10 protein-coding genes and 2 tRNA genes are annotated in these 12,361 nt (G+C 57.0%); 7 read left to right on the top strand and 5 right to left on the bottom strand.

The genetic code is table 11. The features are described from left to right. Positions 1 to 139: 139 nt before the first annotated feature. Positions 140 to 2,515: a glucose/quinate/shikimate family membrane-bound PQQ-dependent dehydrogenase gene (locus QZQ97_RS02380; protein WP_311992086.1), complete on the top strand. Its 2,376-nt coding sequence runs from the start codon at positions 140 to 142 to the stop codon at positions 2,513 to 2,515. A gap of 182 nt (positions 2,516 to 2,697) precedes the next feature. Further along, entirely contained in the window at positions 2,698 to 3,270 is a 573-nt protein-coding gene (locus QZQ97_RS02375) for a phosphoglycerate mutase (RefSeq protein WP_311992085.1), read from the top strand. Positions 3,271 to 3,349: 79 nt separating this feature from the next. Here the strand turns inward: QZQ97_RS02375 and QZQ97_RS02370 are convergent, their stop codons facing one another. Further along, complete coding sequence (locus QZQ97_RS02370; protein ID WP_311992084.1) at positions 3,350 to 4,606, bottom strand: MFS transporter; 1,257 nt, start codon at positions 4,604 to 4,606, stop codon at positions 3,350 to 3,352. 78 nt (positions 4,607 to 4,684) lie between these two features. Beyond that, the gene (locus QZQ97_RS02365; RefSeq protein ID WP_311992083.1) at positions 4,685 to 5,992 is read right to left on the bottom strand and encodes an alpha-glucosidase/alpha-galactosidase; all 1,308 of its coding nucleotides are present in this window, start codon (positions 5,990 to 5,992) and stop codon (positions 4,685 to 4,687) included. A gap of 199 nt (positions 5,993 to 6,191) precedes the next feature. On the opposite strand from QZQ97_RS02365, the gene QZQ97_RS02360 reads away from it, so the two are divergent. After that, complete coding sequence (locus QZQ97_RS02360; protein ID WP_311992082.1) at positions 6,192 to 7,019, top strand: AraC family transcriptional regulator; 828 nt, start codon at positions 6,192 to 6,194, stop codon at positions 7,017 to 7,019. A 15-nt stretch (positions 7,020 to 7,034) separates the two neighbouring features. On the opposite strand, the gene QZQ97_RS02355 is transcribed toward QZQ97_RS02360, so the two are convergent. Beyond that, complete coding sequence (locus QZQ97_RS02355) at positions 7,035 to 8,504, bottom strand: EmmdR/YeeO family multidrug/toxin efflux MATE transporter (protein ID WP_311992081.1); 1,470 nt, start codon at positions 8,502 to 8,504, stop codon at positions 7,035 to 7,037. A 212-nt stretch (positions 8,505 to 8,716) separates the two neighbouring features. On the opposite strand from QZQ97_RS02355, the gene QZQ97_RS02350 reads away from it, so the two are divergent. Then, a complete protein-coding gene (locus QZQ97_RS02350) occupies positions 8,717 to 9,097 on the top strand; it encodes a hypothetical protein (RefSeq protein ID WP_311992080.1) in 381 nt (126 codons plus the stop codon). Between the two features lie 118 nt (positions 9,098 to 9,215). Here the strand turns inward: QZQ97_RS02350 and QZQ97_RS02345 are convergent. Beyond that, positions 9,216 to 9,305, bottom strand: a tRNA-Ser gene (locus tag QZQ97_RS02345). A gap of 92 nt (positions 9,306 to 9,397) precedes the next feature. Between QZQ97_RS02345 and mtfA the strand changes: the two genes are divergently transcribed. After that, on the top strand, positions 9,398 to 10,186 hold the full coding sequence (gene mtfA / locus QZQ97_RS02340; RefSeq protein WP_311992079.1) for a DgsA anti-repressor MtfA: 789 nt from the start codon (positions 9,398 to 9,400) through the stop codon (positions 10,184 to 10,186). Positions 10,187 to 10,288: 102 nt separating this feature from the next. After that, positions 10,289 to 10,364: transfer RNA gene (locus QZQ97_RS02335), tRNA-Asn, on the top strand. A gap of 203 nt (positions 10,365 to 10,567) precedes the next feature. Here the strand turns inward: QZQ97_RS02335 and QZQ97_RS02330 are convergent. Beyond that, entirely contained in the window at positions 10,568 to 11,458 is an 891-nt protein-coding gene (locus tag QZQ97_RS02330; protein ID WP_311992078.1) for an oxidoreductase, read from the bottom strand. Positions 11,459 to 11,605: 147 nt separating this feature from the next. On the opposite strand from QZQ97_RS02330, the gene QZQ97_RS02325 reads away from it, so the two are divergent. After that, positions 11,606 to 12,304, top strand: a complete 699-nt coding sequence (locus QZQ97_RS02325; protein WP_311992077.1) for an RluA family pseudouridine synthase — start codon at positions 11,606 to 11,608, stop codon at positions 12,302 to 12,304. The last annotated feature ends 57 nt before the right edge of the window (positions 12,305 to 12,361 follow it).

Genomic DNA, 12,361 nt, shown 5'->3' with positions numbered 1-12,361 from the left:
GAGAAAGCAAAGCACCCGAAGGCTAAAGCGCGGGACAGGGTTTGTGTCACCCTGGTTTTTTAAGGAGAAACCGAGTGTTTTTTTTGATTTAGCTTAATCTCTAAATCGGGGACTTTTCATTTTTGGTAAGGATAATACTATGCAAAATAAAGCGTCATTGTCGCCGCTCGTCATCATAACGGCGCTGTTCGCCGTGTTGAGCGGGCTCTACCTGCTGGCCGGGGGCATCTGGTTGGCGAAGCTCGGCGGTTCGCTGTACTACATCATCGCCGGCGCGGTCTTGCTGGTAACGGCCTGGTTGCTGTTGCGCCGCCGTGCCACTGCGCTGTTGGTGTACGCCATCTTTCTGCTCGGTACCACGGTCTGGGCACTGTGGGAAGTCGGCCCGGATTTCTGGGCGCTGACGCCGCGCCTGGACGTCACCTTCTTCTTCGGCCTGTGGCTGGTGCTGCCCTTTATCTATCGTCGACTTATCGCCAACGGCAAGCTGGCGTATGGTGCGTTGAGCATCGCGTTGGTCATTACCGTGGGCGTTCTGGCCTATGCGGTGTTTAACGATCCGCAAGAGATCCACGGCACGCTTGAACCGGCGCAGGTCAAGGCCGAAACGGACGCGTCTGCCGCCGACTGGCCGGCTTATGGCCGCACGCAGGAAGGCACTCGCTATTCCCCGCTGAGCCAAATCAATGACAAAAACGTGGGTCAACTCAAGGAAGCCTGGACCTTCCAGACCGGCGATCTGAAAACCGCCAACGATCCGGGTGAAATCACCAACGAAGTCACCCCGATTAAAATCCGCGACACGCTTTATCTGTGTACGCCTCACCAGAAGCTGTTCGCGCTGGATGCCGCCACCGGTAAAGAGAAGTGGAAGTTCGACCCTCAGTTGAAATTCAACCCGACCTTCCAGCACATCACCTGCCGCGGCGTCTCTTACCATGAAACCACCGCAGCGGCCGGCGCAACGGCCGATGCCTCTCCGGCACAGTGCGCACGCCGCATTATCCTGCCGGTGAATGACGGCCGTCTGTTTGCTCTGGATGCGGAAACCGGCAAGCCATGCGCCGATTTCGCCAACAACGGCGAGCTGAATCTGCAAAGCAATATGCCGTATGCGACGCCAGGCCACTATGAGCCAACGTCGCCGCCGGTGATCACCGATAAGGTGATTGTCGTTGCCGGTGCGGTTACCGATAACTACTCCAACCGTGAGCCTTCGGGCGTGATCCGCGGGTTTGACGTCAACAGCGGCAAGCTGCTGTGGGCCTTTGATCCGGGCGCCAAAGATCCGAACGCCATCCCGGCGGACGAGCATCATTTCACGCCGAACTCGCCGAACTCCTGGGCGCCAGCCGCCTATGACGCCAAACTGGACATTGTCTATCTGCCGATGGGCGTGACCACGCCGGATATCTGGGGCGGCGACCGCACGCCGGAAATGGAGCGTTATGCCAGCGGTCTGCTGGCGCTGAATGCGTCCACCGGCAAGCTGGCCTGGTTCTATCAGACCGTGCACCATGACCTGTGGGATATGGACGTGCCGGCTCAGCCTACTCTGGCGGATATCACCGACAAGAGCGGCAACAAGGTGCCGGTGATTTATGTGCCGACCAAAACCGGCAATATCTTCGTGCTGAACCGCACCAACGGCGAGTTGGTGGTACCGGCGCCAGAAAAACCGGTCCCGCAAGGCCCGGCCAAGGGCGACCGCTTGTCACCTACCCAACCGTTCTCCGAGCTGACTTTCCGTCCGGAGAAAAAACTGACCGGCGCGGATATGTGGGGCGCTACCATCTATGACCAACTGGTCTGCCGGGTGATGTTCCACAGCCTGCGTTACGAAGGGACCTTCACCCCACCTTCCGAGCAGGGCACGCTGGTGTTCCCGGGTAACCTCGGCATGTTCGAATGGGGCGGCCTGTCTGTCGACACCGACCGTCAAATCGCTATTGCCAACCCAATCGCGCTGCCGTTCGTTTCCAAATTGATCCCGCGCGGCCCGGGCAACCCGATTGAACCGCCAGCCGGCGACAAAGGCGGCAGCGGCACCGAAGCCGGCGTGCAGCCACAGTATGGTGTGCCGTTCGGCGTTACCCTGAACCCGTTCCTGTCGCCGTTTGGCCTGCCTTGCAAACAGCCGGCATGGGGTTATATTTCCGCCGTAGACCTGAAAACCAACGACATCGTGTGGAAAAAACGCATCGGTACCGTGCGCGACAGCTCTCCGTTGCCGCTGCCGTTCAAGATGGGTATGCCGATGTTGGGCGGGCCGGTTTCTACCGCCGGTAATGTGTTCTTCATTGGCGCAACCGCGGACAACTACCTGCGCGCCTTCAGCGTAACCAACGGTGACAAACTGTGGGAAGCGCGTCTGCCGGCCGGTGGCCAGGCAACGCCAATGACCTATGAGGTTAACGGCAAGCAGTACGTGGTGATTTCCGCAGGCGGACATGGCTCCTTCGGCACCAAGCTGGGCGACTACATCGTCGCTTACGCTCTGCCGGACGAGAAATAATCGCCTGACTCTGGAGCACGCCATCCGGCGTGCTCTATCCCCCCACCTCCCCCAAATCTTCATTCGCAATACATTCCCACCGCAGACAGTCAACCAATGAGCATCCGGTGCGTCAGGCAATGCAAACCGCTGCCGACATCCTCGGCTCTGTGCCATAATGCGCCGCCGAAGGGGGGCGATAAATGGACATCATTCTACTGCGTCATGGTCAGCCAAACATCGATACCGACAAACTTCAGCGCGCCCGCGAAATGCGCGCCTGGATCGATCAATACAATCTTGCGGGCATCGCCGATACGCCGCCCGAAAACGCCAGAACGCTGTCTGCGCAACCCCGTTATGTCGTCGCCAGCACCCTGCCCAGAGCCTTGGCTTCACTTGCCTTGCTGGGCCTGCACCCCCACGAGAGCGACGCCCTGTTCTGCGAAGCCGAACTGCCGGTTTTATCTGTACCGCTGCTACGTTTACGCCCCTTGCATTGGGTGGTGATTTTTCGTCTTCTGTGGCTGTGCGGCTACGCGAAAAATGTCGAATCCTTGTCATCAGCCAAAAAACGCGCCACGGCCGCCAGCGGCAAACTGACCGATCTCGCGGCGACTCAGGGGGCGGTACTGCTGTTGGGGCACGGCGTGATGAACAGCCTGATTGCCAATAAATTGAAAAAGGCCGGCTGGAAGCTGCACAGCCAGTCAGGCAACAGCTACTGGAACGCCAGGGTGTATCGGCTTGCCGACCCCTTAACGACATCCGCCTGAATGGCTGCCAACAAATACATGGCCCCCCTGGCCATAGCAGCCTTGGGGGCCACAGGTGCAACACCTGCTACGGTTTTTGCTATCTCACCGCCAGCGGCAGCGTGCCTTCCCCCTTCAATACCCGCGCCTTGCCGGTCAAGGCAAAGGCCGAGATCAGGGTAAACAGCAACGCGATGCAACCAAGGATCAGGTAAGAGGTTTTGAAGCCGTAATTGACGTACATCATCCCCGCCGCATAGGACATGCCGATGGCCGATAGCTGCTTGAAGAAGCAAAAGCCCCACAGGTAAATCGACGCGGAGAGGTTAACGTTAAACTGGGTGGTGATGTATTTGAAGATGCCCACCAGCAGGAACGGCACCTCAAACATATGCAGGGTCTTGAGGAAAATCACCGCGGTCACCGAGTCCGCCTGCGACGAACCGATGATCCGCACCGACATAATCACCCCGGCAATCAACAACGCATTCTTGCCGCCGATGCGGTTGATGATCAACGGCGCAAAGAACATGATAAACGCGTTAAGAAACTCGCCCAGCGTGGTGACATAGCCAAACGCCTGGGTACCGGCATGCCGATCGCGGAAAAACGAGGTGAAGAAGTTGGCGAACTGCTGATCGAACACGTCGTACACGCAGGCCACCCCGACGATATACATCACCAGACACCAGAATTTGCGCATTTTCAACAGCCCCAGCGCCGCTTTCAACTTGATGGGTTTGTGGTTCAGCGCCAAACCGTCCGCCACCGCCAGCGTGTTGTTTTCTTCCGGTTTGAACAGGTAAAGCAAGCCCGCCAACACCAGCGCGAAGCTGGAGGCCAGCCAAAACGCGAATTGATTGTTGATGGTAAACATATAGCCGACGATCGAGGCGCAGATCGCCCAGCCGATACAGCCAAACAGTCGGGCGCGGCCATACTCGAACCGGCTGCGGCGGCTCACCTTCTCGATATAGGCTTCAATCGCCGGCGAACCGCCGCTGCACACCAAACCGAGATAAATGCCGCACAGCAACGCGCCCAGCAAAAAGTTGCTTTGCAGCAGCGGCGAGAACACATAGATGAACAGCGGTGCCAGAAACAGCAGCAGGAAGATAATCATCCACAGCAGGTGTTTTTTCAGGCCAAACTTGTCGGTGACGAAGCCGAAAATCGGCTGGAACACCAGGGCAAACAGCGCCATGCAGGCGAACACCAGCCCGGTTTGTCGCTGATCGAGATGATTGACGTCATGCAGCCAGATCGGAAAGAACGGCAGCACCGCGCCCATGATAAAGAAATAGAAAAAACAGAAGGCACCGAAGATCCAAAAGTTCTTGTTTTTCAAATAAAACATGGCTCACCATCCCATTTTTAACGGCGCGGGAAACCCCGCGCCTTGTGCGTTTTGAGGAGGTATAGGGGTAATCGGCGATTAGTGGTAGGCGGGAAGCCAGTTGCCGTGCGCTTCAATCAGTTCGTCGCACAGTTTGCGGATGTCATCAATCGAAAGCTCGGCGGAGGTGTGCGGATCCAGCAGCGCCGCATGGTAGATTGCCTCGCGTTTGTGCGTGACCGCCGCTTCGATGGTCAACAATTGGGTATTGATATTGGTGCGGTTCAGCGCCGCCAGTTGCTCCGGCAAGTTGCCGACGTAGCATGGCGTGATCCCCTGCCCATCAACCAGGCAAGGCACTTCGACGCAGGCCTCCGCAGGCAGGTTGGTGATCAGGCCGGTGTTGAGCACGTTACCGCCAATCTTGTATGGCCGATCGGTTTCCATCGCTTCGATAATGTAAGAAGCATACTCATGGGTGCGGCAGTGGGTCAGGCTGGCATCATGGGTCAGCGCCACTTTCTGTTGCTGCCATTGTTCAATCTGCTCAATGCATCGGCGCGGGTATTCATCCAGCGGAATATTGAAGCGCTCAATCAGTTCCGGGTAGTTGCGTTTGATCCAGTAAGGCATGTACTCGGCATTGTGTTCTGAAGATTCCGTCACGTAATAACCGAAGGTTTTCATGATTTCATGGCGCACCATGTCATCATGCTTGCCCTGCAAGGCATTGGCGCGGCGCTTGATTTCCGGGTACAGGTCTTCGCCGTGGCGGCGAACGTCCAGCAGCCAGGCCATATGATTAATGCCCGCGATGTGGAACTGCACATCGTCGGTCGGCATATCCACGCTTTTCAGCAGCGTCTCGGCGCAAACCTGAACGCTGTGGCACAACCCCACCGTTTTCACTTCGGTATGGCGCAGCATGGCGCCGGTTATCGCCGCCATCGGGTTGGTATAGTTAAGCAACCAGGCATCCGGGCAGACCGCTTCGATATCCCGGGCAAAGTCAAACAGCACCGGAATGGTGCGCAGCGCGCGGAAGATACCGCCAATCCCCAGCGTATCGGCAATCGTCTGCTGCAAACCGTATTTTCGGGCAATGGTGAAATCGGTAATGGTGCAAGGATCGTAGCCACCGACCTGAATGGCATTCACCACGTAATGGGCGTTCTTCAAAGCCGCGCGGCGGTTCTCCACGCCGAGGTAAGGGGTGATTTTCGCCCTGCCCGCATTGGTATTGCGGTTGATATTGCTCAGCATGGCGAAAGATTCATTGAGACGGGCGCTGTCGATGTCATACAACGCAATATCCACTTCTTTCAATGCCGGCGTCGCCATGATGTCGCCGAGTACGTTCTTGGCGAAGATGGTGCTGCCTGCGCCCATAAATGTCACTTTAATCATCGTATTTCTCCGCTGCTGCTGTTGTTGATACGCTGAAATTACCCTGCAATGCCTGCACGAGATATGGATGAATGTGACCTTACTATGGCGAAAAATGACGCACCGCAAAAAGTGTGAGCCAGGTCGGGATCTGGCCATATCCGAGCGACGCTGCCGCAACTGCGCTGATACAGTGGGCAGAAAACGGAGGGCATGCCTGATGCACAAGAGTTTCACCCTCAATCGCACCGACAATATTGAGCTGAACCTGTACCAGTATGGGGAGGAGAATTGTGATAAAGGGCACAGTTTTGGCCCCGCCGTGCGCCAGCACTATCTATTTCATTATGTGATAAGCGGAACCGGCGTGCTGCACAGCGAATACGGTTCGTTTCCCGTCGTGGCAGGCGAAGGTTTTCTGATCCACCCGCACGACGTGACCACCTACTGCGCCGATAAACGGGATCCCTGGCACTATATCTGGCTGGAGGTCGATGGGCTTATCGCCGGCAAGATCTTCGAAGAGTGCCATCTGAGCCGTCAATTCCCGATTTATCGGCCCACTCGGCGGGACGATAACGCCAGCGCCCTGGGCTATCTGCGGCAGATCGTCGCCCACGGCGATGAACACCGGCTGAAGGTGCTCGGGCTGAGTTACCTGTTCTTTTCTGCGCTGATCGGCAACAGGCTGCAGGGTACGGCGGCACAGCCTGATGACAAGGCGCAGCATCTGCGTAAAGCGGTCAAGCAAATTGAAAACCGCTACCATGAACATTTGACGATTGAGAGCCTGGCCGCCTACTGCAATATCAACCGCAGCTACCTGTGCCGGCTGTTCAAAAACGCCTACGGCATCGGCCCCAAGGAGTATTTGCTTAATTTTCGCATGAGTATCGCCGTCAGCCTGCTGAGCAATGGCCATACGGCGATCAAAGTGGTGGGCATTTCGGTCGGTTATGAAAACCAACTGCATTTTTCAAAAGCCTTCAAGCAGGTACACGGCGTATCGCCGGCCAGGTGGCGACAAGAAAACGTCCAGGCACCTTAGCCTGGCACGTAACCTTCAGCCTCCCGTTCGCCCGGCGCGGGTGATTGCTTTTTCCGCAGCCTCTGCCCGTTTTATACGCGGGTATTTCCACAACCAGCGTCCACTGACCATGCGCCAGTAGAAGAGTGCGCCGCGTACCGCCCAATCCATAAACATGCCGAGCCAAACGCCAACCACGCCCATCCCCAACACAATGCCCAGCGTGTAACCGGCCACCACGCGGCAACCCCACATGCCAAGCATCGACACCCACATGGCAAAGCGGGCGTCGCGCGCGCCTTTCAGCCCGGCGGGCAGCACCCAGGAGGCGGCCCAGATCGGCATAAAGGCGGCGTTGAGCCAGATAAGCACCTTCACCACCTCTTTAACATCGTCCTGCTGGCTATAAAACGAGGCGAACGTCCCGGCCAGCGGCGCCGTTCCCCAGGCGATCACCGTCAGCCCAATCGTCGCCAGCCAAAAAACGTGGCGCAGTTGCCGCTCCGCCTGGGCTATCTGCCCTTTCCCCAGGCGTTTTCCCACGATAATGGTTGATGCAGAGCCCAGGGCGTTGCCCGGCAGGTTAATTAACGAGGCGATGGAAAAGGCGATAAAATTACCGGCAATGACGTTGGTCCCCATGCCGGCGACAAACATCTGGGTCAGCAATTTGCCGCCGTTGAACAACACCGATTCGATGCTGGCGGGGATACCGATCCCCAGCACTTCCCAGAGGATGTTCAGTTTTAATGGCGTAAAGTAACTTTTCAGCGTGATATGCAGCGCCGGATTAAACCCAATCATCAGCACGTAAATAATGGCGATGGCACCGATATAGCGGGAAATGGTCAGCCCCAGCCCGGCGCCGACAAAGCCCAGCCCATGCCAGCCCAGCATGCCGTAAATCAGAATGCTGCTGATGATGATGTTAAGGATATTCATGCCGCCGTTGATCAGCAGCGGGATCTTGGTATTGCCCGCCCCGCGCAGCGCGCCGCTGCCGATCAGGGCAATGGCGGCGGCCGGGTAGCTCCACACCGTGGTTTGCAGATAAGAAAGCGCCAGCGCCTTGACCTCCGGCGTCGCGGCGCCGGCGATCACGTCAATAATCTGCTCGCCCGCCAGATGGATGCCCACCGCCAATATCAGGGCGACCAAAGTCATCAACACCAACGACTGACGCGCCGCCGACCGCGCTCTTTTGCGATCCCGCTTGCCGAGGCTGAAGGCCACCACCACCGTGGTACCCAGATCCACCGCGGCGAAGAAAGCGATAATCACCATATTGAAGCTGTCCGCCAGCCCCACACCGGCCATCGCTTCCTTACCGATCCAGCTTACCAGGAAGGTGCTTAGCACCCCCATCAGCAAGACGCAGGCGTTCTCCATAAAGATCGGTACCGCCAGCGGCGTGATCTCACGCCAGAACAGCACACGGTAGCTTTTTCGTTTGGCATACCAGGGTGTTTTTTCTACACGCTGGCGCAGGGCGGCATATAAATTCAAGATGAACCCGGATAAAAGTGAAACAACATTTCAAAGGATGAATGACAGATCGTTATCCTGCAAAGAATTTTTTGCAAGAGAGAGGCTGAAAAATACGCGGCGGGTGAGAGGGGGTTTTATCGCCGATTGAAGCCGCATAACCGCCGTGTCATGATGGCCGCAAGTCAAGGAGGCTCCATGAAAGTGGTTAACATATCAAGAACATCAAACCCATGCTAAACGCCACCTTAATGCGGTGCTTTCTGGCACTGTGCTTAATCATAGCGACCATCAATCATGTTATCGCCGGCGTGAAGTTTGGCTTGCTCTGGGATTATGGTTACGGTGAGCAGGCTCTCCTGGCCAGCCGCCTTTTTTGGGGTAGCCTGACCCTGTTGGATCCGCTGGTGGCGTATTTGCTGATCGTCAATCCAAAGGTTGGGCTGCCGGCCACGTTAGCCCTCATCACCGTTGACGTCATCCACAACGGTTATTACGTTTATCTCAATAACCAATGGTTTGCCCCTTTCTTTCTGTTCCAGTGCGCCTTCCTGGTCATCGCCTGGGCATTTTCATTCAGGATAAAAAGAAGCGGTTTCGTTCAAGCCAAATGAGGTTATAAGGTGTAAAGCCGAGAAGGTCAGGGAAAGGTCGATAACGGCAGTTATATTTTCACGATGGGTTATGTGAGGCGTGGATCACAGATAAAATCTGCTGTAAGTGATTGAATAATGGCGGAGAGAGGGGGATTTGAACCCCCGGTAGAGTTGCCCCTACTCCAGTTTTCGAGACTGGTCCGTTCAGCCGCTCCGGCATCTCTCCTGATAGTGCTTGTCATCATGCCCCTTTTTGCGGCATTTTTACAGAGTTAGCCTCCAGCCGAACGTTCAAGTGACCACTTTACGAGCAACGCGATGATTAAATGGCCGTGGAAAACGCAACAACCACCAGCGGAAACGCTTGCCCAGTGGCAGGACGCGCTGGCAATTCCCCTGCTCTCTCCGCTGGATGAGCAGGAACAACAGCGCCTGATCGTCGTTGCCGGGCAGATTTTGCAGCAAAAGCGCATCGTCCCGCTGCAGGGGCTTGAACTCACGTCGCAAATGCAGGCGCGTATCGCCCTGCTGTTCGCCCTGCCGGTGCTCGAGTTGGGGGCGGAATGCCTGGACGGTTTCAATGAGATCCTGCTCTACCCTTCGCCGTTCGTGGTGGAGGATGAATGGCAGGACGACATCGGCCTGGTGCATACCGGGCCGGTGGTGCAGTCCGGACAGAGCTGGGAACAGGGGCCGATTGTGCTCAACTGGCAGGACGTGCAGGACTCTTTCGATCTCTCCGGCTTTAACCTGGTGATCCACGAGGCGGTGCACAAGCTGGATATGCGCAACGGCGGCAGCGCCACCGGGATACCGCCGATCCCGCTGCGCGATATTGCCGCCTGGGAGCATGATCTGCACGCCGCAATGGAAAACCTGCAAGACGAGATCGACATGGTCGGCGAAGAGGCCGCCAGTATGGATGCCTATGCCGCCACCGATCCGGCCGAGTGTTTTGCCGTATTGTCGGAGTATTTTTTCAGCGCGCCCGAGCTGCTGGCCCAGCGTTTTCCGGTGTTATATCAGCATTTTTGCCGTTTCTATAAACAAGATACCTTGGCGCGTCTGCAGCGTTGGCAAGCCGAAGGCGGTGCAGAAACGCCATAACCGACCGCGCATTGCTCGCATACTGAGCAGTCGCACCGAATCGGCGAATTTAGCGTTGACACACTCTGGGTGGCTGGATATGATGCGCCCCGTTCACACGATTCCTCTGTAGTTCAGTCGGTAGAACGGCGGACTGTTAATCCGTATGTCACTGGTTCGAGTCCAGTCAGAGGAGCCATATTAGAGAAGCCCGCTTAAGGAAACTTAAGCGGGCTTTTTGCATTTGTGGTTTCTGAACGTCGGCTAACAGCGAGAGCGGACATGCCGGCGCATCTTGCATGCGGGCACTATTTTCAGTCGTTTTAATAGGCAAGATTTATCGCACACACCTGCGGCGATTCCGGCTGTCGTTGCCTTGCAAATCCCCTGCCGTTAACGGCTTCACCCCGGCCCTTCACTCCCTGCCGCCAGCAGCGGTACCAGCACGTCGCTGATGGGCGTAGGAATACCCAGCGAGTGCCCATAACGCTGTACCACGCCGTTGCGGATATCCCACTCCAGTGGGCGGTTGGCCTGGCGGTCGGAGAGAATGGAGGTGCTTAAATCCGCAGGGGCATGATGAAAACCCTCAACGATCTCCTGCGGAACCTTATCGCTCAGTAACGCCCCCTTTGCACGCGCTACGGTCAGACATTCGCGCAAATAAGCCAGAGCCAGTGCAGTGATATCCCCCCGCGCGAACATCCCGGCACGGCGATTGGCCAGTACCATCAGACCGGCGACCGCGTTCTGCAGCAGTTTGCGCCAGGCGATGGAGGTAAAGTCGGTTGACAGCTCAACCGCGCAGCGCGTGCCTTTGAGCACATCGGCGATTCGTTTTGCCTCGGGGACATCCGGCAGCGTAAGACGCGGTTTGGCGCGCAGCCAGACTGAGGCATCCGGCTCGCGCTGTGCCGGGAACCACACCACCGAAGGCAGCACCTTTGCGCCGTTGACGTAGGGTTCCAGCAGGGTTTCCTGCTCGACACCATTTTGCAATGCGCATACCAGGGTATGCTCGTCGCACAGCGCGGCCAGCCAGGCGGCGCAGTCGGCTATCTGGGTGGTTTTCACCGCGACAAAAACCAGATCGAACGGGTGGCTGATAGTCGCCGGGTTACTCAATACCGGGCCTGGCACCACGACGTCACCCTCATCGTGACGTAAAATCAACTGCGGATGCGCAGTACGCCCGCAAAGGAGTGGCGTTCGGTCAACTTCATGCAGTACGGCGGCGATGGTGGTGCCGATAGCACCCGGACCAATAAGTGCAAGAGTGGGATGGTCAGACATCTTGTGTTCTCCTGATTCGATTAACCCATCATCAGAATACCGGTGGCGATTAACCCAAGCAAAGCTCATGAAGGTCGGCAAGCGTGGATTCGCCAGTCGGTTTAAAATTGGTTATCATCCGCTCCCACTCTTCATCCGGGTAGCCTGATGTCCAAGATTATCGATACCTTTATTGCCCCGCCATGCCATGACAAGATCGAGAATCTCTATCAGGACGAGAGTCTGGTACTGATCAATAAACCCGCCGGGCTACTCAGCCTCTCGGGCAAAAATCCGCAAAATCTGGATTCGGTACATCATCGGCTGGTACAGATATTCCCTGGCTGCACCCTGGTCCATCGCCTGGATTTCGGCACTTCCGGGCTGATGGTGATCGCCCGCAACAAGGCGATAAACGCCGCCCTCTGCCAACAGTTCAGCCAACGTACAGTGACCAAAGTATACAGCGCACTGCTCTGCGGGCATCTGGACGACGACGAAGGGGTGATAGACGCGGCGATTGCCAAAGACCCGGCGCTGTTCCCGCTGATGTCGATTTGCGCACTCCGCGGTAAGCCCGCCCGCTCCCGCTATCGGGTCGTTGAGCGCTTTTATCACGAGTTGGAAGACGGCACGTTACTGCCATTGACGCGGGTTCGGTTAACCCCGGAAACCGGGCGCACTCATCAACTCCGCATCCATTGTCAGCTGTTGGGCCACCCTATTTTGGGCTGTGACCTGTATGGCGGCCGTCTGCTGCCCGGCACCGAACGGACTCCACGGCTGATGTTGCACGCCAGTGAGCTGCACTTCGTTCATCCCATTGGCGAAGAGCGGATCAAAGCCCATAATGCCAGCCCGTTCTGAAAACGAAGCCATGCCGCCGCGAAGATGCCCCGGCGTGGGGCCAAAGTACATACGGAA

The organism is Serratia sp. root2 (assembly GCF_031931805.1).
GTDB classification, from domain to species: Bacteria; Pseudomonadota; Gammaproteobacteria; order Enterobacterales; family Enterobacteriaceae; genus Serratia; species Serratia inhibens.
This window is presented reverse-complemented; position numbering and strand designations above follow the sequence as displayed.